Below are 19,104 nucleotides of genomic sequence, written 5' to 3'. Positions count from 1 at the left end.
CTGCGGGGGACTTGTTCCATCGTCGTGGCCGGTCGGGCCCGTGTAGTCAGCCGCTGATCCGGTTCCGGGGGCAGCCTCGAGTCGGACCGCGAACGCCCGCGTCATACCTGGGGATGACGGCCGTCCCTGAGGGGCGGGGAGCCGCGAGCCGGCGGAGGCGCTCGTTCGGACGGTGAAATTCCGTCATTCCGTATACGCGCCCGTGACTTAGCCGAAAGGCTATTGGCAAGTGCGGATGGCCCGTACCGGGGGCTGATGCACCCTCAGACGTCCATAAAATAAGACAACATCGGTCCGCCCGCCCGCTGTTCGGGGGAAGCGCCCCGATAGGCTCGTAACCTCGACGCGGAGCCCATGGCCTGCCCGGATGGTGGAATGCAGACACGGCGAGCTTAAACCTCGCTGCCCCTCGCGGGCGTACCGGTTCAAGTCCGGTTCCGGGCACCTCCGACCCTTTCCTCCCTTCGCACTCGCTGCACCCTTCATTGAAGACTTCACCATCGACCGTTGACAGCAAGCGCATACGGTCGGAGACTCGCGTCAGAGGTTAGTGAAGTAAATTTCACTAGGCGAACATGAAGGAACATGGGCGAGCACAGAGGAACGCGAAGGGGCGTGCCGATGCGTACCACCGTCGGGATCATCGGGGCCGGACCGGCCGGACTGCTGCTGGCGCGGCTGCTGCACAACGCCGGGATCGACTCCGTCGTACTGGAGAGCCGGGACCGGGCGTACGTGGAGCAGCGCCAGCGGGCCGGGATCCTGGAGCAGGGGACCGTCGACGTCCTGCGGGCCGCCGGAGCCGCGGAGCGGATGGATCGCGAAGGGCTGCGGCACGACGGCATCGAGCTCCGCTTCGCCCGCACCCGCCACCGCGTCGACTTCCCCGCGCTCACCGGCGGCAGCTCCGTGATGGTGTACGCGCAGACCGAGGTGTGCAAGGACCTCATCGCACTCCAGCTCAAGGAGGGCGGGCCGCTGCTCTTCGAGGCAGAGGCGCTGGCGGTCGAGGACGCGGAGAGCGACAGCCCGCGCGTGCGCTTCCGGCACGAGGGGCGTGAGGACGTCCTGGAGTGCGACTACGTCGTCGGCTGCGACGGCTTCTGGGGCGTGGCCCGGCAGGCGGTGCCCGCCGGCATCTCGCAGGTCTTCGAGCGCACGTACCCCTTCGGCTGGCTCGGCATCCTCGCCGATGTGGCCCCCTCGCACGACGAACTCGTCTACGCCCGCCACGAGCGCGGGTTCGCCCTGCTCAGCATGCGCTCGCCCAGCGTCTCCCGCCTCTACCTCCAGGTACCCGACGGCACCGCGGCCGAGACCTGGGCGGACGAGGAGATCTGGGACGAGCTGGAGCGGCGCCTGGAGACGGACGACGACTGGCGGCTGGAGCGCGGCCCCATCACCCAGAAGTCCGTCACGCCCATGCGCAGCTACGTCCACGAGCCCATGCGCCACGGCCGCCTCTTCCTGGCCGGCGACGCCGCGCACATCGTGCCGCCGACCGGCGCCAAGGGGCTCAACCTCGCGGTCGGCGACGTCGTCACCTTCGCGCGGGCGCTGGCGTACGAGAAGGAGACCGGCTCGGCGGAACGCCTCGACGCGTACTCCGAGACCTGCCTGCGCCGCGTCTGGCAGGCCGAGCGGTTCTCGTACGACATGACGACGCTGCTGCACCGCGCCCCCGACGCCACCCCCTTCGAGGACCGCGTCCAGCTGGCCCGGCTGCACCGGATCGCCGGCTCACGGGCGGCCGGGACCGACCTCGCGGAGGGGTACACGGGGTTTCCCCTCGACTGAGCGAGGTACTGACCCACGAGCCGCCCGCGCCGACCACCTAAGACCCGGCTAAGTGGCCGGTTACGGCTTCGTACCAGTGCTCGCCGGGCATCGGTCGCACGCGTACGGTGGCAGCACAAGGGAAAGATCCTCCCCAAGCAGTAGGGTCAATCCTTTGCCTACCTATTACTCTTGAGCCCAAGGCCACGCGAGGTGGCCATGGAGGAGTGAAATGAGGAGCAGCAACCCGGTCTTCTCGCGACGGGGCTTCAGCCGCGACAACGGCTACGCGGGGTTCAACGCGGCGCCGCAGGCCGGGGGACCCGCTGTCGGAACCCAGGGCAACCCGTACGCGCAGGGCAACCCGTACGCCCAGCAGGGCGGCAACCCCTACGCGCAGAACCCGTACGCGCAGCAGGACCTTCAGAACGGCGCTCCGCCGCAGGCCCCGGCCACCACCGGCCGTATGACGATGGACGACGTCGTCATGCGCTCGGCCATGACGCTCGGCACCGTCGCCGTCGGCGCCGTCCTGGCGTGGGCGCTGCTGCCGGTGACCAGCACCAGCTACGGCCTCGCCATCGGCGCCGCCCTCGTCGCCTTCGTGCTGGCGATGGTGCAGTCGTTCAAGCGGACGGCCTCGCCCGCGCTGATCCTCGGTTACGCCGCCTTCGAAGGCGTCTTCCTCGGGGTCATCAGCGAGATGTACAACAGCCGGTGGTCGGGCGCGCCCTTCCAGGCCGTCCTCGGCACCATGGCGGTCACCGGCGCCACCCTGCTCGTCTACAAGGCGGGCTGGATCCGTGTCACCGCACGGTACGCACGCATCGGCATGGCCATCGCCATCGCCTTCGTGCTGACCATGGCGGTCAACCTGCTGCTCGTCGTCCTCAACGTCGCTCCCGACGGCGGACTGCGCAGCATGGGCCCGCTCGGTGCGGTCGTCGGCATCATCGCGATCCTCATCGGCGCGTTCTTCCTGACCCTCGACTTCAAGCAGATCGAGGACGGCATCGCGTACGGCGCCCCGCGCGAGGAGGCGTGGCTGGCCGCGTTCGGCCTGACCATGACCATCGTGTGGATCTACGTCGAGATGCTGCGACTGGTCGCGATCTTCAGCGGCGACGACTAGAAGCACGGTGACGACCGAAGGGCCCGCGAACCAGAGGCTGGTTCGCGGGCCCTTTGTCGTCGGATGCGTGGTCGTCTCGGTGGTGCGCGCTCAGAGCAGTTTGCGCGCGGCCCTCCTCAGGTCGTACTCGTGGATGATTGCCTTGGCGTGGCCGTACGCGAGGTCGTGTTCGGCGCGGAGCCAGCTGACCTTCTCCTCGAAGCGGAAGAGGGCGGGGCCTTCGTCTACCGTGCGCAGCCAGTCGGATACTTCACGACCGGTGCAGTGGGGGATGCGGGCGAGCAGATTGCGATGGGTCTCCTGGGAGAAGACTTGGGACATCGGCGCCTCCGGACGCGTGCGATGCGGTCGCTCTTCACGTCACCGTGCCTGAGGGTTGGCCCGTTGGCAACAGTCCAGGATGGACGCGTAGGGTCGCGTCGTGCTTGATACGACGCCGTTGACCCGTGCCGTGGACCACTTCGCCGACCGGTTGCGGGCCGCGCCGCAGAGCCGCCTGCAGCGGAGCGCGGCAGCCGAGGCACTGGGGCTGGCCAGGGAGTTGGCACTGCGTGCCCAGCGGCTGGAGGACCCGTCGGGCGAGCCGCGGGAGATGCCCGACGCGGGGATGTTCGCCGCCGCCGACCAAATCACTGTCGCCGCGCACGATTTGGCGCTCGTACTGAAGAACGAGGGCGACCTCGACGATGCGGTGCGCCTCGTGGTGGAGGCACAGCAGCGCGCCGGGGTCTGATCCGTTCGACCGACTCTTCGGGTGGGTTCCCGCCGCTTCCTACAGCTCCTACAGCGACGCTATGACGCGGTCCGCCAGGATGTACACGTTCTCCTCGCCGCACGCGAACGTCAGCGCGTACGCGCCCGAGACGCCGGAGCCGCCGAGCAGGACCGGGGTCTCGCCCGACCGCAGGGCCGCGGCCAGCCGCTCCGCGGTCTCGCGGTGGCCCGGGGTCATGCACAGGGTCGTACCGTCCGCGAAGACGTAGACGTCGAGGGTGCCCAGCGGGCCCGGGCGGACGTCGGCCAGCGCCGTGCGGGACTCGGCGAGTTCCTCAAGACAGGTCACCGTGCGCTCGTGGTCGTTCACGACAGGTGACTGGACCGGGACGAAGTCCGGGTGCGAGGGGTGGCGGCGGCGGGCCGCGGCCAGTTCGGCGGAGTCCCCGGCGAACTCGTCGGCCTCCAGGCCGGGCTCGGTCACCGGCTCCAGGTGCTCCAGGCCCGCGAAGTCCGACTGGCGCGGCAGGAACAGTTCGCTGTCGGGCAGGCCGAGCAGGGACGGGGTGTCAGAGGCGTCACGCGCCTCCTGGGCGGCCCAGAAGGCCCGCGCCTCGGCGAGCTCCCGCTCCCGCTCCTCGGCGAGCGCCTCGGCGACGGCAGCGCGTATCTCCTCCGCGTCAGCGGCGCCGCGGGCGGCCGGTACGAGGCCGCGCGCGGCCTCGGCGCGGCTCTGGGTGATGTCGTCGTGCAGGGCCGCGACCTGCTTGCGCAGCACCAGCAGGGTGCGCAGAACGGCGACGCCCACGGCCGCGGTGGCGGCGGTGGTGAGCAGTAGAGCAAAAGGCATGGCGCTCACTGACGTACTCCCGGTTCAAAGTCGACCCCCGACTTCCTACATCAGCTTGAAGGGCGGACTAACCAACTGTCAGTGCGTAACGTCACGAATAGGACAGGACTTTGGGCCCGGGGTTTACTCGTGGAACGGCTCTGACCTGCGCAAATTGCTCTCGCAAGGGAGATAGGTCACATCCTGGGGGAGATTGGATCACAAATCGGCCCGGAGTCCCCGGGGTTACCGGGATCCGGGCCGATTCGGTCACGCTGGGTCCAACTCCGGTTACTCATCCGGTCATTCGCGACAGGACCGTGACGGGTCCGTGCGAGATGTCAGCTGAGGCGCTCGATGACCATCGCCATGCCCTGGCCGCCGCCGACGCACATCGTCTCCAGGCCGAACTGCTTGTCGTGGAACTGGAGGCTGTTGATGAGCGTGCCGGTGATGCGGGCGCCCGTCATGCCGAAGGGGTGGCCGACGGCGATGGCGCCGCCGTTCACGTTCAGCTTGTCCAGCGGGATGTTCAGGTCGCGGTAGGACGGGATCACCTGGGCGGCGAAGGCCTCGTTGATCTCGAAGAGGTCGATGTCGTCGACGGTCAGACCCGCGCGCTTGAGGGCCTGCTTCGAGGCCTCCACCGGGCCGAGGCCCATGATCTCGGGCGAGAGGCCGGTGACGCCGGTGGACACGATCCGGGCGAGCGGGGTGAGGCCCAGCTCGCGGGCCTTCGTGTCGGACATGATCACGAGGGCGGCGGCGCCGTCGTTCAGCGGGCAGCAGTTGCCGGCCGTGACCAGGCCGTCGGGGCGGAAGACCGGCTTGAGGCCCTGCACGCCTTCCAGGGTGACGCCGGCGCGGGGGCCGTCGTCCTTGCTGACGACCGTGCCGTCCGGGGTCGTGACCGGGGTGATCTCGCGCTCCCAGAAGCCGTTCTTGATGGCTTCCTCGGCGAGGTTCTGCGAGCGGACGCCGAACTCGTCCATGTCCTGGCGGGTGACGCCCTTGATGCGGGCCAGGTTCTCGGCGGTCTGGCCCATCGCGATGTACGCGTCCGGGATCAGACCGTCCGCACGCGGGTCGTGCCACGTCGAGCCCTCGGTCTGCGCGACGGCGGCCGTGCGGGCCTCCGCCTCGGCGAAGAGGGGGTTGTGCGTGTCCGGCAGGCTGTCGCTGTTGCCCTTGATGCTGCGCGAGACCATCTCGACACCGGCCGAGATGAAGACGTCGCCCTCGCCGGCCTTGATGGCGTGCAGGGCCATGCGGCTGGTCTGCAGGGAGGAGGAACAGTAGCGGGTGATGGTGCAGCCCGGGAGGTGGTCCATTCCCATCTGTACGGCCACGATGCGGCCGAGGTTGTGGCCCTGCTCGCCGCCGGGGAGGCCGCAGCCGAGCATCAGGTCGTCGATGTCCCTCGGGTCCAGCTCGGGGACCTTGGCGAGGGCGGCCTGGATGATCGTGGCGGTCAGGTCGTCGGGGCGCACGTCCTTGAGGGAGCCCTTGAAGGCGCGGCCGATGGGGGAGCGGGCGGCTGAGACGATCACGGCTTCGGGCATCACGGCTCCATTGGCGTACGGGGGGTGAAGCTACTGGCAGGGCTGGTTGGGAAGTTACCCGTACGTACCGTCGAGGTCACCGCTATGGGTGTGTGACTCCGGCCGCACTTTTCTAAGCGCTTGCTTTTTTCTGGCGGGGGCGCCTTGGGGGAGAGGGGGCCCTGCTCGGCCCTTGTCCCTGGGGGCTGCCGCCCCCAGACCCCCGCTGTCGGCCTGAACGGCCTCGTCCTCAAACGCCGGACAGGCTGTGACCAGCCCGCCCGGCGTCAAGGCGAGCCCGCCGGAGCCGGGTCCGTGGCGGGCAGGCGCCGCCGGCGGCGGCGCTTGAGGAGGGCCCAGGGGCCGCGCGGGCCCGTGGGCATGGCGGCGGCCACCTCCGTGCCGGGCTCGGACGCGGCCTCCGCGGCGGCCCGGGCGACCGGAAGGAAACCCTCGCGACGGGAGACGTCCGGGCGCTCCTCCTCCGCCGGCCAGAGGCCGAGCGCCGCGCAGACGGTGGGGAGGACCGCCATCGCGGCCGTCGCGTACCCCTCCGCGGAGGGGTGGTAGTTGTCCGGTCCGAACAGCTCACGCGGGTTCGCCTCGAACTCCGGGCCCAGCAGGTCGCCCAGCGACACGGTGCGGCCGCCCTGCTCGACCGTTCCGATCGTCTGGGCGGCCGCCAGCTGGCGGGAGGCCCGCCGGGCGAGCCAACGCAGCGGCTGCTGCACCTGCTCGACCGTGCCCAGGTCAGGGCACGTCCCGACCACCACCTCCGCCCCCGCGGTGCGCAGTCGCCGTACCGCCGAGGACAGGTGCCGCACCGAGCGGGTCGGCGGCATCCGGTGGGTCACGTCGTTCGCGCCGATCATGATCACGCACACGTCCGGCACCTGGGCCGGATCCGCGAGGGCGAGCACCACCTGCCGGTCGAGGTCGTCGGACTGGGCCCCGGGCAGCGCCACGTTCCGCAGCCGGACCGGGCGCTCGGCCACCGCGGCCAGCCCCGAGGCGATGAGCGCCCCCGGCGTCTGGCGGGCCCGGTGCACGCCCTGGCCCGCCGCCGTCGAGTCACCGAGCATCAGCAGGCGCAGTGGAGGTTCGGCGATCCCGGCGTACGCGTACCCGTACAGGCCGTCGGCGCTCGGCGCATGCGGACTGTGCCCGTTGCCCACATGCCGCTTCGCCATCCGTACCTCGGCCAGCACCACGCCGACGGCTGCCGCGCCCACCAGCCCGACCCCACCGCCGCCGTACGCGGCGCCCGCCGCGATGCGGCGGGCCACCCTCGCCCTCGACAAGCTCGTCATCCGACGCCGCCACCTCCTCGTAGCCGTACACCCACTGCTTGCCCCGTGGAGGCGGTCGGCCAATCTCAACGGCGAGTGAACGCCCACCTGGGGCCTTAGGCTGGCGGAACCATCCCTCAGACAGACAGCTCCGGAGACAACGGTGCAATTCCACGACTCGATGATCAGCCTCGTCGGCAACACCCCGCTGTTGAGGCTCAACAACGTGACCGCGGGCATCCAGGCGACCGTCCTGGCGAAGGTTGAGTACTTCAACCCCGGCGGGTCCGTGAAGGACCGCATCGCCCTGCGCATGATCGAGGCCGCGGAGGAGAGCGGCGCCCTCAAGCCCGGGGGCACGATTGTCGAGCCGACCAGCGGGAACACCGGCGTCGGGCTCGCGATCGTCGCCCAGCAGAAGGGGTACAAGTGCATCTTCGTGTGCCCCGACAAGGTCAGCACCGACAAGATCAACGTGCTGAGGGCCTACGGGGCCGAGGTCGTCGTCTGCCCGACGGCCGTTGATCCCGAGCACCCCGACTCGTACTACAACGTCTCCGACCGGCTCGTGCGCGAGACGCCCGGCGCCTGGAAGCCCGACCAGTACTCCAACCCCAACAACCCCCTCTCGCACTATCACTCCACCGGCCCCGAGCTGTGGGAGCAGACGGACGGGCGGATCACCCACTTCGTGGCGGGTGTGGGGACCGGCGGCACCATCTCCGGGACCGGGCGCTACCTGAAGGACGCCAGCGACGGCAAGGTCCAGGTCATCGGCGCCGACCCCGAGGGATCGGTGTACTCCGGCGGGTCCGGGCGGCCGTACCTCGTCGAGGGCGTCGGTGAGGACTTCTGGCCGACCGCGTACGACCGGACCGTCGCCGACGAGATCGTCGCCGTGTCCGACAAGGACTCCTTCCAGATGACCCGTCGGCTGGCGAAGGAGGAGGGGCTGCTCGTCGGCGGCTCCTGCGGCATGGCCGTGGTGGCCGCGCTGCGCGTCGCCGAGCGCCTCGGGCCCGACGACGTCGTCGTCGTCCTGCTGCCGGACAGCGGGCGCGGCTACCTCAGCAAGATCTTCAACGACGAGTGGATGGCCGACTACGGCTTCCTGGAGGACACCGGCCCGAGCGCCCGCGTCGGTGACGTGCTGAACGACAAGGAGCACGGCTCCATCCCCTCCCTGGTGCACATGCACCCGGAGGAGACCGTCGGCGAGGCGATCGAGGTGCTGCGCGAGTACGGCGTCTCGCAGATGCCCATCGTCAAGCCCGGCGCCGGCCACCCCGACGTGATGGCCGCCGAGGTCATCGGCTCGGTCGTCGAACGCGAGCTGCTCGGCGCGCTCTTCACCCAGCAGGCCTCCCTGCAGGACCCGCTGGAGAAGCACATGTCCGCGCCGCTGCCGCAGGTCGGCTCCGGCGAGCCGGTCGGCGACCTGATGTCCGTGCTCGGCACCGCCGACGCGGCGATCGTCCTCGTCGAGGGCAAGCCCACCGGGGTCGTCAGCCGTCAGGACCTGCTCGCCTTCCTCGCCAAGGGCGGCGCCAAGCAGTAGTCCTCCCTCAGCGGTCCAGCAGTCCCGCAGGAGGAACTCCTGTTCGGTTCCCCGTCGTCGACGGATCTTCCGGCTCTTTCGGCGGGGAACTTCGCAGAAGTGGTACGAGCGCGTCACGTCCGCGCAGCACCCGCTTAACACAGGTCCGGCACATTAGTGGGTGTCGGCAGGGCGGGAGCGGCTCCCCGCCCCACCGGCACCGAAAACGGCGTCAAGGACCTCCGGAGCGGCTCCCGGACCTCCATGGACGCCCAGGACGCGCAGACCTGGCCTGACCCGGCGCGCGTCCCTCGCGGGGACCGCCGTCGTCCCGCCCCCCGTCACACGGGGGTGCGGCGGTCCCCGCCAAGCTTTTTTCCGGCGCCTTCTCAGTGCCCTCTCAGCGCCTCTTCAGTGCTCTTCGGCCTGCGGACCTCACGTCCGCGCCGTGGCCCAACTCCCCAGCAGCGCCAGGCGCTCCGCCGTCTCCGACCCCGGTTCCGGGGTGTACGCCACGATCGTCTGGTCCGGCTCCGACGGCACTGTCAGGGTCTCGTACGGGAGGGTCAGCAGGCCCGCCACCGGATGCCGGACGCGCTTGACGCCGTACGCGCACACCGCCACCTGGTGGTCCGCCCACAGCCGGCGGAAGTCCTCGTCCTTGAGGGAGAGCTCGCCGACGAGGGCGCACAGCTCCTGGTCGTCCGGGTGCAGGCCCGCGTCGATGCGCAGGTTGGCGATCGTCTGGGCGGCGACCGCGTGCCACTCGGGGTAGAAGTCGCGGGCGACCGGGTCGAGGAAGACATGGCGCGGGATGTTGCGGGTGGCGGGATCCATGCGGCTGAAGCCGCCCACCGCGTCGCCGAGCGCGTTCCACGCCAGTACGTCCATGCGGCGGCCCAGCACGAACGCCGGGGTGCGCTCCATGCTGTCCAGCAGCAACTGGACGCCGGGGCGTACGCGGGGTGCGGCCGGGCGGCGGCGTTGCTGCCTGGGCGGGCGGGCCACCGTACGCAGGTACGCCTGCTCCGTCTCGTCCATCCGCAGCACGCGGGCGATCGCGTCAAGGACCGCGTCCGAGACGCTCGGGCCGCGCCCCTGTTCGAGCCGGATGTAGTAGTCGACGCTCACGCCGGCCAGCTGTGCCACCTCCTCGCGGCGCAGGCCCGGTACGCGACGGCGCCCGTGCGAGGGCAGACCGACTTCGTCGGGAGTGATGCGTGCGCGGCGTGAGCGCAGGAAGTCTCCGAGGTCCCCGTCCATGGGTTCGATCCTAGGCGGGATGCGCGCGGCGAACCTGGTACTGCCAGACCCAGGAAAAGCGCATCCCTGGGTAGGACCGGCGGGAGCGCCGAGTGTGGTTCTCGTCGCCGGATCGACCGGCGGCCACCACCACCTCGGGAGTTTCCATGTCGTACGAGAACCTGGCCGGACGTACCGCCGTCGTCACCGGAGCCGCCAGCGGCATCGGCGAGGCCATCGCCGTGCAGCTCGCCGGGCAGGGAGCGCGGGTCGCGCTGCTGGCCCGGCGCGGGGAGCGGCTGGCGGAGCTGGCCGCGAAGATCGAGGCCGACGGCGGGCAGGCGCTCGCCGTGGTCGTGGACGTCACCGACGACGCGTCCGTCGAGGCGGCCGCCGCCCGCATCCACGAGACGTACGGGCCCGTCGACCTGGTCGTCAACTCGGCGGGCGTCATGCTGCCGAACCCCGTCGACGACGGACGCATCGACGAGTGGCAGCGGATGCTCGACACCAACGTGACCGGCGTACTGCGTGTCATCCGCGCCTTCACCGGCGACCTGGTGGCCGTCGCCGCCGAGGGCCGCACCGCGGACCTGGTGAACATCTCCTCCATCGGCGCGCACATCACGTTCCCCAACTACGCGGTGTACGGGGCGACGAAGGCCGCCGTCACGTATCTCTCCCAGTCCCTGCGCACCGAACTCGGCCCGCGTTCCGTGCGGGTCACCAATGTCGAACCGGGGCTCACGGAGACCGAGTTGGGCAGCCACATCGACAACGCGGAGCTGTCGGGGCAGCTGGACGGGATGTTCGGCGCGCTGGAGGGGCTGTCGTCCGAGGACGTCGCGGACGCGGTGGCGTACGCGACGAGCCGGCCGCGCCGGGTCAACCTGCGCCAGATCATGGTGCTGCCGACCCAGCAGGCGTGACGAGCAGGCGTGACGAGCGGGTGTGACCGCCGGGCGGTCAGTCCTCCCAGTCGCTGTCCTGGGAGGACTTGCGGCGCCGGGTGAACAGGCTGGGATTGAGCCGCACGGCCTGGACGACGTTGACGCCGACGATGCCCACCCAGGCCGCCAGCAGCCCGGACATGCCTCCGAAGGCGCCGCCGATCGCGGACAGCGGGACCGCCAGCACCAGCGAGACGATCCCGAAGCCGAACCGCTCGCCGAAGGAGTCGGACGACTGGGGCGAGCGGGCGCCGCGGGCCACCACCATCTGCTGCTCGGCGATCTGGCGCCGCACCTGGCGGTCGACCGTGCCGTCGAGGCGCTGCTCGACCTTCTCCAGGAACGAGTCGATCAGCGCGGACTCGTATTCGTCGCCGAGTTCCCTGCGTGCGTGCAGGGTGGCGTCGAGTTCCCTCTTGAGTTCGGCGTCGTTGCGGGCTTCCATACCGGTCATGGGTCCACGGTAGAGAGCCGGAGCCCTGATGGGCACTGGGGGTAGCCCCCCTGTCGGGACTGGGCCGCGCCCCCGCTGCCCCGCGCAGGCGGCTACTTCGTCAGCCCGTGCTGCTTGGCATAGGCGTTCGCGACGTCCTCCGGGTCCTTCTTGTCCTTGTCGACCTGCCGGTTGAGCTCGGTGAGCTGGGCGGTGGTGAGGATGTTGCCGAGGCGGGCGAGGGCCTTGCGGACCGTCGAGTCGGCCTTGCGGTCGGCGATGAGCGGAACGATGTGCTGGCTGGGGATGAGGTTCTTGGGGTCGGCCAGGATCACCCAGTCATGGGACTCGATGTCGGTGTCGGTGGTGAAGAGGTTCGCCACGTCCACGTCGCCCTTCTTCAGGGCGCCCTTGACCAGCGGCCCGTCGGAGTCGAGGGACTTGAACTCCTTGAACTCGACGCCGTACACGTCCTTCAGTCCTACGGCACCGACCTGGCGCTTCTTCACCTCGGCGGCGGCGCCGATGACCAGCTTGCCGTTCTGCTTCGCCAGGTCGGCGAGGGTGGTCAGGCCGTACTTCCTGGCGGTCTCGCGGGTGACGACGAAGGCGTCGGAGTCCTCCGCGATGCCGTACGGCAGGACCTCCAGGCCGGCCGGCAGGGCGAGGGTGAGGGCGTTCTGCATCGCGCCCTCCTCCGCGGCCGTGGCCTTCGGGTCGAGGTAGTTGAGAAGGGCGCCCTGGTACTCGGGCAGCAGATCGATGTCGCCGCCCTTGAGGGCGGGGATCACGATCTCGCGGGTGCCGAGGTTGGGGCGGACCTTCGTCTTGACGCCGGCCGCCTCCAGGACGGCCGCGTAGAGGTAGCCCAGCACCTGGTTCTCCGTGAAGTTGGCGGTGCCGATGGTGACGCCGCCCTTGCTGGAGCCGCCGCCGGAACCGGCGTTGCCGCCGCCGTCGAGCGAGGTGACGCCGCTGCTGCAGGCGGCGAGGGCGGGGACGGAGACGGCGGCTCCCGCAAGAGCGCCGAGGAGGGTACGACGATTCATTTCGGTGGTTTCCCTACGCGGTGCGGTGGCGGAAGAGGAAGCGCTGCAGGCCCGACAGGGCGAGGTCCAGGACGACGGCCACCGCTGCGACGAGCACGGCGCCGCCGAGTACCTGCACGAGATCGCGCTGCGCGAGACCGTCGAAGACATAGCGGCCGAGGCCCCCGAAGGAGACGTACGCGGCGATCGTCGCCGTCGCCACCACCTGGATCAGTGCGAGGCGCACGCCCGTCATGATCAGGGGGAGCGCGAGGGGCAGCTCGACCTGGAACAGGACCTGGTGCCAGCGCATCCCCTGGCCGCGCGCCGCGTCCTTCACGTCCGGGTCGACGGCGGTCATCCCGGCGTAGGTGTTGGTGACGATCGAGGGGACGGCGAGGGCGACCAGCGCGATGTAGACCGGCCACATCGACAGGCCGCTGGCCAGGAAGACGAGCACCACCAGGCCGACGGTGGGCAGGGCCCGCCCGAAGGACGCGAGGTTGATGGCGAGGAACGCGCCCCTGCCGGTGTGCCCGATCAGCAGGCCGACGGGCAGGGCGATCACGGCGGCCACGAGGGTCGCGAGCAGGGAGTACTGGAGGTGCTCGGCGAGGCGGTGCGCGATGCCGTCGGTGCCGGACCACTGGGCGGAGCTGGTCAGCCACGTGCCGAGGTTCTTGAAGAGTTCGTACATCAGGCTCGCCGCCTCGTCCACGGGGTGAGTACGTACTGCACGGCGACCAGGAGCGCGTCCGCGACCAGTGCAAGGAGCAGGGTCAGGACGACGCCCACGATCACCGGCGTCGGGAAGTCGCGCTGGAAGCCGTCGGTGAAGAGCTGGCCGAGTCCGCCGTCGCCGATGTACGTCGCCACGGAGACCAGCGAGATCGACATGACCGTCGCGATGCGGACGCCCGCCATGATCACCGGGAGGGCGAGCGGGAGTTCGACGGTGAGGAGCGTGCGCAGTGGGCGCGTGCCCATCGCCTTCGCGGCCTCCTTCGTCTTCGCGGGGACCGAGTCGAGGCCCTCGACGGTGTTCCGCAGCAGGACGACGAGGGTGTAGATCGTCAGGCCGATCACGGTCGTGGTGCGGGTGAGGCCGCTCACCGGGAGCAGCAGCACGAAGATCGCGATCGACGGGATCGTGAAGAGCACGTTCGACAGCCCGAGCAGCAGGCCGCGCAGGGGGCGCACCCGGTGGGCGATCACGGCCAGCGGGAGGGAGATCAGCAGCCCGAAGAAGACCGCGGAGAGCGCGGCTTCGAGGTGGGAGACGGTGAGGGTGGTGAGGTCGTCGGTGTGGTCGCCGATCCACGACCAGTCGATGGTCATGCGGTGACGCCCGCTGCGGTGTGCGCACGGCCCGCGTGCTCGTGGATGTCGTCGCGGGAGGAGACGCCGGTGAGGACGCCGTCCGCGTCGACGCGGGCTATCAGTCCGCCGGGCGAGGCGATCGACTCGTTGAGCGCGGCCAGCAGGGAGTCGGTGTCCTTGAGCGGCCGCACGGGGAGTTCGGCGTCCTTGGCGGCCCAGTGCAGGGGCTTGCGCGCCGCGTCGAGTGCGAGCGTCCAGGTGCCGCCCACGGGGGCCGGGGCCTGCGGCACGTCGGCGAGGGTGGTGAGCGAGAGGAGCTTCAGGCCGCGCTCCGCGCCGAGGAAGTCCGCGACGAAGTCGTCCGCCGGGCGGGCCAGGAGTTCGGCGGGCGGGGCGCACTGCACGAGATGGCCGCCGGTGCGGAAGATGGCGATCCGGTCGCCGAGCCGGACCGCCTCGTCGACGTCGTGCGTGACGAAGACGATGGTCTTGTTCAACTCCTTCTGCAGGCGCAGCAGTTCGTCCTGGAGCTGGGTGCGGACCACCGGGTCGACGGCGCCGAACGGCTCGTCCATGAGGAGCACGGGCGGGTCGGCGGCGAGCGCGCGGGCGACTCCGACGCGCTGCTGCTGACCGCCGGAGAGCTGGTGCGGGTACCGCTTGCCGGCGTCGGCGGCGAGGCCGACGGTCTCAAGGAGTTCGGCGGCCCTGGCCCGGCTCTTCCTGCGGCCCCAGCCGAGGAGGAGCGGCACGGTCGCGATGTTGTCGAGCACCGTGCGGTGCGGGAAGAGGCCCGACTGCTGGATGACGTAACCGATGGAGCGGCGCAGTTCGGCGGCGTCCTGCCGTGTCACGTCCTTGCCGCCGACGCGGATGGTGCCGGAGGTCGGATCGACCATCCGGTTGATCATCCGCAGGGTGGTCGTCTTACCGCAACCGGAAGATCCCACGAGGACGGTCACGCCGCCTTCAGGCATTTCCAGGGAGAGATCGTGGACCGCTGTGGTGCCGTTGGGGAAGCGCTTGTGGACCGCGTCGAACTGGATCATGAGGTGTCCCTTGCCCGGCCTGTATATCGTCATGCAGAGTTCTCGGTGTCTGAATAGATTGTCAATGGGCTGGTGTTAATCGCTGGTTACTTATGACTGGCAGGCAAGATCCAATGTCCTGTTTGAGGGGAGCGTGGACGGTATGTCGTCTCACATCGTGGGCGGGTCGTGGGCGCGTTGAAGGCCGTGACGACGGGCCTCGTGATCCTCGACGGGAGCGGCGTCGGCGTCGACGACGTCGTCCGCCTCGCCGACGGTGCCGCGCGCCCGGTCGCCGGCACCGAGGCGATGAAGCGCGTCGAGGAGTCCTGGGACGCCGCCCGGCAGATCGCCGCGACGGGCCGCGTCTACGGCCGCTCCACCGGCGTCGGCGCCAACCGGAACGAGGACGTGCCCACCGAGGCCGCCGCCGGCCACGGCCTGCGCCTGCTGCGCAGCCACGCGGGCGCCATCGGCGAGGAACTCCCCGCCCGCCAGGTCCGCGCCATGCTCGCCGTCCGCGCAAACCAGCTCCTGGCGGGCGGCGCGGGCCTGCGCCCCACCGTCGTCACGGCCCTCTGCGAAGCCCTGGAGAGCGGGGCCCACCCCGTCGTCAACGAGTTCGGCTCGGTCGGCACCGGTGACATCGCGGCGCTGGCCCAGATGGGACTGGCGCTGGCGGGGGAGCACCCCTGGCGGATGTCCGAGGGCGGTGCCGAAGCCGCCCCCGAGGCCCAGCCCCTCGACAACAACGACGCCCTCGCGCTCATCAGCAGCAACGCCCTCACGCTCGGGCAGTCCGCGCTCGCCCTGCACGAACTGCGCGGGCTGATCGCCGCCACCCAGGTCGTCGCGGCGCTCTCGCTGCTCGCCGTCGACGGGTCGCACGAGGCGTACGCCGCGCCCGTGCACCTCGCGCGGCCGCACCGCGGGTCCGCCGAAGTGGCCCGCAGAATGCGGGAGTTGATCGGTGCGGCGGACCGGCCCACGCCACCGCTCGGGAGGATCCAGGACCCGTACGGCTTCCGCTGCATCCCGCAGATCCACGGCCCCGCGCACGACGCCGCGGACGCACTCGACCAGGTCCTCGCCGTCGAGATCAACGCCGCAGCCGAGAACCCCCTGATCTCCCCCGAGGACATGGCCGCCTATCATCACGGCGGCTTCTACCAGGCTCAACTCGCCCTGGCACTGGACCACTTCAGGCTTGCCGTCACCCAGGTGGCCCGGCTGTCGACGTCGCGGCTGTCGACCCTGAACGAGCCCGCCTACACCCGCCTGCGTCCCTTCCTCGCCGACCCCGAGCCCGCGTCCTCCGGCGTGATGATCCTGGAGTACGCCGCCGGAGCCGCCCTCGGCGACCTGCGGGCCTTCTCCGCCCCCGCCTCGCTCGGGCACGCTGTACTCTCCCGTGGCGTCGAGGAGCAGGCCAGCTTCGCCTCGCTCGCCGCACGTCAGACGCTGCGGGCGTGCGGCGCGTACCGTCTCGTCGTCGGCTGCGAGCTCGTCGCCGCCGTGCGTGCGCTGCGCCAGCGCGACCTGCGGCCCGACCCGGACCTGCCGGTCGGCCGGGCGCTGGAGCTCGCCGAGTCGGTGCTGGCGGCGGACCAGGCCGACCGGCCGCTCACGGACGACGTGAGCGCGGCGGCCGCACTGCTCGACCGGTTCACGGAGATCTGGAGGGGGAGCACGTCATGAGCGTGGACAGGAGCGTGGACAGGAGCATGGGTGTGACGGACAGTCCCGCCGCACGGCTGCAGGCCCTCTTCGAGGGGCACCGGCTCACGCCGACCCAGCGGCGCATCGCGCACAGCATGGTGCGCCGTGCCGCCGACGTACCGTTCCTGTCGAGCGTCGAGCTCGCCGAACTCGCCGGTGTCAGCCAGCCGTCCGTCACCCGCTTCGCGGTCGCGCTCGGCTTCGACGGTTACCCGGCGCTCCGTCGCCACCTGCGCGAGGTCGCGCCCGCGGAGGCGGCCGCGGACACCACCGCGTACAACGAGTACCAGCAGGCCGTCGAGGCCGAGATCGAGAACCTCAAGCACCTGGCGGAGGTGCTCGCCGACCCGCGGCCCGTGCAGCGGGCGGGCCGGCTGCTGGCCGCGAGCCGCCCGCTCCCGGTGCTCGGCCTGCGCGCCGCCGCCTCCCAGGCGTACGGCTTCGCGTACTTCGCCGCCAAGGTCCACCCCGACGTAAGGCTGCTGCACGAGGGCGGCACGATGTTGCACGACCGCATCGACGCCGCCGTCCGCGCCGGGGCCACCGCCCTGCTCTGCTTCGCGCTGCCGCGCCACCCGCGCGAGGTCGTGGACTCGCTCACCTACGCCAAGGAGGCCGGGCTCGCGGTGGTGACCGTCGCCGACTCCGCGTTCGCGCCCGTGGCCAAGTGCTCCGACCTGCTGCTGCCGGCCGCCGTCGGCACCGGCCTCGCCTTCGACACGGCGTGCGCCCCGATGCTGCTCGGCCGGGTGCTCCTGGAGGCGATGTGCGACGACCTGCCGGACGCGCAGGCACGGCTGGAGGAGTTCGACGCGCGGGCGGCGACACGGGGCTTGTTCGTGGAGTAGGACGTAGACCGGAAGCCTTTCTCGGGGCCGTGCTGGTCCGGGCTGGGCCGGAGCGGGGCAGGGCGGGGCTTCTCAGATTCGTCTCACGTTTCCTCGCTAGCCTGCGCGCCCGAGACGCTGTGGCCGAAGCGAGGAGGCGGAACGTGGCGCGCGGAGGACAGGGACTGGCTCGGGTGGCCGTCGTGGTGAGGGCCGGGGCCGCCCCGTTGTGGTGGTGCGGAGTGTTCGCGGCGGGCGTCGGCGTCCTGCCGCCGGGGCTGACCGGGCGCCGGATCGGTGTACTGGCCGGGGCCGCGTCGTTCATCGTCGCGGCCGCCGTGGTGGCCTGCCGGCGGCGCAGGCGGTACGCGGCGCTCGCCGGCAGTGCCGCACACGCGGGCAAGCACGACATGCTCCAGGACCGCGCGGTGACCGTGCGCAACTGGCGCCGCGGGCACCGCTGGTGGCTGCTCGCCGCGTTCGTCGCCGCTCTCGCCGGCGCCTTCGCCGTGCCCGCCGCCGGCGGCATGCTGCTCGCCGGGACCGGCGTCGGGCTGTGGCTGAAGGCGGGCTGGCTCGGGCGGCGCGAACGGACCGACGAGGCACTGTTGTGGGTGCGTGTCGACTGGCTCGGCCGGGGCGCCGGCGAACCGGCGGGCAAGCGCGTCAAGGCCTACCGCGCCACCGGCGTCGCGGCGGGCGACGCGGCCCCGGGCGGGGCGCGCCGCCGCACGGACGCGCTCGTCTAGCGCGTCGCCTCCACGGGAGGGTCACACCTCCAGTTCTGCCTCGATCTTCCTCAGCTGGTGGCGGGCCATCGCGAGGTTGGCCTGCTTGGCGTCCAGCACGAGGTAGAGGAAGAGGCCGTTGCCACTGCGTCCGGTGAGCAGCCGGATCAGGTGGTACTGGTTGGTCAGGGTGATCAGGATGTCCTCGATCTCCCCCTTGAGTCCGATGTGCTCCATGGCGCGGAGCTTGGCCCGTACGACATCGGTGTTGCCGGCGGCGGCGACCGTGAGGTCGAAGCTCTTGCTGCCGCCGATCGTGCCCAGCGCCATTCCGCTGTTGTAGTCGACGAGGGCGGCGCCGGTCGCGCCCTCGATTGAGGAGAGCGCCTCTTTCAGCGCGGTTTCGGTGTTCGCCATGACGGGGTGGGTCCTTTCAACTTTCCGTGGTGGTGCGCGCGTTCGCGGTGTTCGCGGTGGAACGTGGATTCGCGGGCGCGCGCCCGGTGCGGGTCCGCGCGGTGGCGGACTTGGCAGCGGTCTTGGAGGCGGCGGAGGCCGCCTTCGCGGCGGACTTGGCCGGGGCCTTGGCAGGCGTTTTCGGCGAGGTGGCCCGGGGTGCGGGTTCGGCGCGGGCGGCCGCGGCGTCCACCAGCTCGCCGATGCGGGTGCCCGCGCGGCGCCCTTCCAGGTGCAGGCGGCCGACGTTCACCTGGTCCAGGGCGAGCAGCGTCAGTACAGCCGAGGTGCCCGCCGCGTACGTCGCCACATAGCCGTGCACACCGCGCACGAGCAGCTCGCGGAAGTCCCCCTGCTCGGTGGCGTCGGTCATCCGCACGGCCACGCCCAGCGCGGCGGATGCGAGCGCGGCCAGCCGCTCCGGCTCGACGTCGGGGGTGTCCTGGGCGAGAACGAGACCGTCGACACCGGTGGCGAGCGCACCGGTCAACTGCGGCACGCGCGCCCTCAACCGGCGGAGTTCGTCGAGGACTTCGGCCTCGGCAGCCATCAGCA

Annotated in this window: 20 protein-coding genes and 1 tRNA gene; 9 read left to right on the top strand and 12 right to left on the bottom strand. The window is 71.0% G+C overall.

The window, feature by feature from the left end:
• The first annotated feature begins 361 nt into the window (after positions 1-361).
• The 3 genes from ACN6LB_RS16410 to ACN6LB_RS16400 all read left to right on the top strand — a co-directional run bounded on the left by ACN6LB_RS16410 (position 362) and on the right by ACN6LB_RS16400 (position 2,908).
• Positions 362-444, top strand: a tRNA-Leu gene (locus ACN6LB_RS16410).
• A gap of 177 nt (positions 445-621) precedes the next feature.
• Complete coding sequence (locus tag ACN6LB_RS16405; protein ID WP_445026480.1) at positions 622-1,797, top strand: 4-hydroxybenzoate 3-monooxygenase; 1,176 nt, start codon at positions 622-624, stop codon at positions 1,795-1,797.
• A gap of 211 nt (positions 1,798-2,008) precedes the next feature.
• The gene (locus ACN6LB_RS16400) at positions 2,009-2,908 is read left to right on the top strand and encodes a Bax inhibitor-1/YccA family protein (protein ID WP_445026479.1); all 900 of its coding nucleotides are present in this window, start codon (positions 2,009-2,011) and stop codon (positions 2,906-2,908) included.
• Between the two features lie 90 nt (positions 2,909-2,998).
• Here the strand turns inward: ACN6LB_RS16400 and ACN6LB_RS16395 are convergent, their stop codons facing one another.
• On the bottom strand, positions 2,999-3,229 hold the full coding sequence (locus ACN6LB_RS16395; protein WP_026178224.1) for a DUF4287 domain-containing protein: 231 nt from the start codon (positions 3,227-3,229) through the stop codon (positions 2,999-3,001).
• A 100-nt stretch (positions 3,230-3,329) separates the two neighbouring features.
• Between ACN6LB_RS16395 and ACN6LB_RS16390 the strand changes: the two genes are divergently transcribed.
• Positions 3,330-3,641, top strand: a complete 312-nt coding sequence (locus ACN6LB_RS16390; protein ID WP_356139770.1) for a hypothetical protein — start codon at positions 3,330-3,332, stop codon at positions 3,639-3,641.
• 48 nt (positions 3,642-3,689) lie between these two features.
• Here the strand turns inward: ACN6LB_RS16390 and ACN6LB_RS16385 are convergent, their stop codons facing one another.
• From ACN6LB_RS16385 to ACN6LB_RS16375, 3 genes are all read right to left on the bottom strand, one after another.
• Positions 3,690-4,472, bottom strand: a complete 783-nt coding sequence (locus ACN6LB_RS16385; protein WP_356139769.1) for a hypothetical protein — start codon at positions 4,470-4,472, stop codon at positions 3,690-3,692.
• A gap of 320 nt (positions 4,473-4,792) precedes the next feature.
• A complete protein-coding gene (locus tag ACN6LB_RS16380; RefSeq protein WP_356139768.1) occupies positions 4,793-6,013 on the bottom strand; it encodes an acetyl-CoA C-acetyltransferase in 1,221 nt (406 codons plus the stop codon).
• A 266-nt stretch (positions 6,014-6,279) separates the two neighbouring features.
• On the bottom strand, positions 6,280-7,302 hold the full coding sequence (locus tag ACN6LB_RS16375; RefSeq protein WP_445026476.1) for an SGNH/GDSL hydrolase family protein: 1,023 nt from the start codon (positions 7,300-7,302) through the stop codon (positions 6,280-6,282).
• A 142-nt stretch (positions 7,303-7,444) separates the two neighbouring features.
• On the opposite strand from ACN6LB_RS16375, the gene ACN6LB_RS16370 reads away from it, so the two are divergent.
• On the top strand, positions 7,445-8,839 hold the full coding sequence (locus ACN6LB_RS16370) for a cystathionine beta-synthase (protein ID WP_356139766.1): 1,395 nt from the start codon (positions 7,445-7,447) through the stop codon (positions 8,837-8,839).
• A 414-nt stretch (positions 8,840-9,253) separates the two neighbouring features.
• On the opposite strand, the gene ACN6LB_RS16365 is transcribed toward ACN6LB_RS16370, so the two are convergent.
• A complete protein-coding gene (locus ACN6LB_RS16365; protein ID WP_445026474.1) occupies positions 9,254-10,081 on the bottom strand; it encodes a helix-turn-helix transcriptional regulator in 828 nt (275 codons plus the stop codon).
• Positions 10,082-10,227: 146 nt separating this feature from the next.
• Here ACN6LB_RS16365 and ACN6LB_RS16360 point away from each other — a divergent pair, with 146 nt between their 5' ends.
• Positions 10,228-10,989 (top strand): SDR family oxidoreductase, encoded by a 762-nt coding sequence (locus ACN6LB_RS16360; protein WP_356139764.1) that lies wholly within the window; start codon positions 10,228-10,230, stop codon positions 10,987-10,989.
• Between the two features lie 37 nt (positions 10,990-11,026).
• Here ACN6LB_RS16360 and ACN6LB_RS16355 read toward each other — a convergent pair whose 3' ends face one another.
• The 5 genes from ACN6LB_RS16355 to ACN6LB_RS16335 all read right to left on the bottom strand — a co-directional run bounded on the left by ACN6LB_RS16355 (position 11,027) and on the right by ACN6LB_RS16335 (position 14,840).
• Positions 11,027-11,464 carry a hypothetical protein gene (locus tag ACN6LB_RS16355; RefSeq protein WP_445026473.1) on the bottom strand — a complete coding sequence of 146 codons (438 nt, stop codon included), beginning with the start codon at positions 11,462-11,464 and terminating at the stop codon, positions 11,027-11,029.
• 92 nt (positions 11,465-11,556) lie between these two features.
• Positions 11,557-12,492: an ABC transporter substrate-binding protein gene (locus ACN6LB_RS16350; RefSeq protein ID WP_356139763.1), complete on the bottom strand. Its 936-nt coding sequence runs from the start codon at positions 12,490-12,492 to the stop codon at positions 11,557-11,559.
• 13 nt (positions 12,493-12,505) lie between these two features.
• Positions 12,506-13,168, bottom strand: a complete 663-nt coding sequence (locus ACN6LB_RS16345; RefSeq protein WP_356139777.1) for an ABC transporter permease — start codon at positions 13,166-13,168, stop codon at positions 12,506-12,508.
• Positions 13,168-13,809: an ABC transporter permease gene (locus tag ACN6LB_RS16340; RefSeq protein ID WP_356139762.1), complete on the bottom strand. Its 642-nt coding sequence runs from the start codon at positions 13,807-13,809 to the stop codon at positions 13,168-13,170. The genes ACN6LB_RS16345 and ACN6LB_RS16340 overlap by 1 nt, the downstream gene beginning before the upstream one ends.
• Positions 13,806-14,840 (bottom strand): ABC transporter ATP-binding protein, encoded by a 1,035-nt coding sequence (locus tag ACN6LB_RS16335; RefSeq protein WP_356139776.1) that lies wholly within the window; start codon positions 14,838-14,840, stop codon positions 13,806-13,808. The genes ACN6LB_RS16340 and ACN6LB_RS16335 overlap by 4 nt, the downstream gene beginning before the upstream one ends.
• 168 nt (positions 14,841-15,008) lie before the next feature.
• Between ACN6LB_RS16335 and ACN6LB_RS16330 the strand changes: the two genes are divergently transcribed.
• The 3 genes from ACN6LB_RS16330 (at position 15,009) to ACN6LB_RS16320 (ending at position 18,114) form a co-directional block, all read left to right on the top strand.
• Positions 15,009-16,517: an aromatic amino acid ammonia-lyase gene (locus ACN6LB_RS16330; protein ID WP_445026471.1), complete on the top strand. Its 1,509-nt coding sequence runs from the start codon at positions 15,009-15,011 to the stop codon at positions 16,515-16,517.
• Positions 16,514-17,386: a MurR/RpiR family transcriptional regulator gene (locus tag ACN6LB_RS16325; RefSeq protein WP_356139760.1), complete on the top strand. Its 873-nt coding sequence runs from the start codon at positions 16,514-16,516 to the stop codon at positions 17,384-17,386. The genes ACN6LB_RS16330 and ACN6LB_RS16325 overlap by 4 nt, the downstream gene beginning before the upstream one ends.
• Positions 17,387-17,529: 143 nt before the next feature.
• A complete protein-coding gene (locus ACN6LB_RS16320; RefSeq protein ID WP_445026470.1) occupies positions 17,530-18,114 on the top strand; it encodes a hypothetical protein in 585 nt (194 codons plus the stop codon).
• Between the two features lie 21 nt (positions 18,115-18,135).
• Here ACN6LB_RS16320 and ACN6LB_RS16315 read toward each other — a convergent pair whose 3' ends face one another.
• Positions 18,136-18,510, bottom strand: a complete 375-nt coding sequence (locus tag ACN6LB_RS16315; RefSeq protein ID WP_356139758.1) for a roadblock/LC7 domain-containing protein — start codon at positions 18,508-18,510, stop codon at positions 18,136-18,138.
• A 16-nt stretch (positions 18,511-18,526) separates the two neighbouring features.
• Complete coding sequence (locus ACN6LB_RS16310) at positions 18,527-19,099, bottom strand: roadblock/LC7 domain-containing protein (RefSeq protein WP_356139757.1); 573 nt, start codon at positions 19,097-19,099, stop codon at positions 18,527-18,529.
• Positions 19,100-19,104: the final 5 nt, after the last annotated feature.

This window comes from Streptomyces sp. SAS_270 (assembly GCF_052543295.1).
This window is presented reverse-complemented; position numbering and strand designations above follow the sequence as displayed.

Coding starts and splice junctions, on each gene's coding strand:
- ACN6LB_RS16315 (WP_356139758.1), bottom strand. CDS start 18,510: ATGGCGAACACCGAAACCGCGCTGAAAGAGGCGCTCTCCTCAATCGAG.
- ACN6LB_RS16380 (WP_356139768.1), bottom strand. CDS start 6,013: ATGCCCGAAGCCGTGATCGTCTCAGCCGCCCGCTCCCCCATCGGCCGC.
- ACN6LB_RS16350 (WP_356139763.1), bottom strand. CDS start 12,492: ATGAATCGTCGTACCCTCCTCGGCGCTCTTGCGGGAGCCGCCGTCTCC.
- ACN6LB_RS16340 (WP_356139762.1), bottom strand. CDS start 13,809: ATGACCATCGACTGGTCGTGGATCGGCGACCACACCGACGACCTCACC.
- ACN6LB_RS16310 (WP_356139757.1), bottom strand. CDS start 19,099: ATGGCTGCCGAGGCCGAAGTCCTCGACGAACTCCGCCGGTTGAGGGCG.
- ACN6LB_RS16375 (WP_445026476.1), bottom strand. CDS start 7,302: ATGACGAGCTTGTCGAGGGCGAGGGTGGCCCGCCGCATCGCGGCGGGC.
- ACN6LB_RS16355 (WP_445026473.1), bottom strand. CDS start 11,464: ATGACCGGTATGGAAGCCCGCAACGACGCCGAACTCAAGAGGGAACTC.
- ACN6LB_RS16385 (WP_356139769.1), bottom strand. CDS start 4,472: ATGCCTTTTGCTCTACTGCTCACCACCGCCGCCACCGCGGCCGTGGGC.
- ACN6LB_RS16395 (WP_026178224.1), bottom strand. CDS start 3,229: ATGTCCCAAGTCTTCTCCCAGGAGACCCATCGCAATCTGCTCGCCCGC.
- ACN6LB_RS16365 (WP_445026474.1), bottom strand. CDS start 10,081: ATGGACGGGGACCTCGGAGACTTCCTGCGCTCACGCCGCGCACGCATC.
- ACN6LB_RS16335 (WP_356139776.1), bottom strand. CDS start 14,840: ATGATCCAGTTCGACGCGGTCCACAAGCGCTTCCCCAACGGCACCACA.
- ACN6LB_RS16325 (WP_356139760.1), top strand. CDS start 16,514: ATGAGCGTGGACAGGAGCGTGGACAGGAGCATGGGTGTGACGGACAGT.
- ACN6LB_RS16405 (WP_445026480.1), top strand. CDS start 622: ATGCGTACCACCGTCGGGATCATCGGGGCCGGACCGGCCGGACTGCTG.
- ACN6LB_RS16400 (WP_445026479.1), top strand. CDS start 2,009: ATGAGGAGCAGCAACCCGGTCTTCTCGCGACGGGGCTTCAGCCGCGAC.
- ACN6LB_RS16360 (WP_356139764.1), top strand. CDS start 10,228: ATGTCGTACGAGAACCTGGCCGGACGTACCGCCGTCGTCACCGGAGCC.
- ACN6LB_RS16345 (WP_356139777.1), bottom strand. CDS start 13,168: ATGTACGAACTCTTCAAGAACCTCGGCACGTGGCTGACCAGCTCCGCC.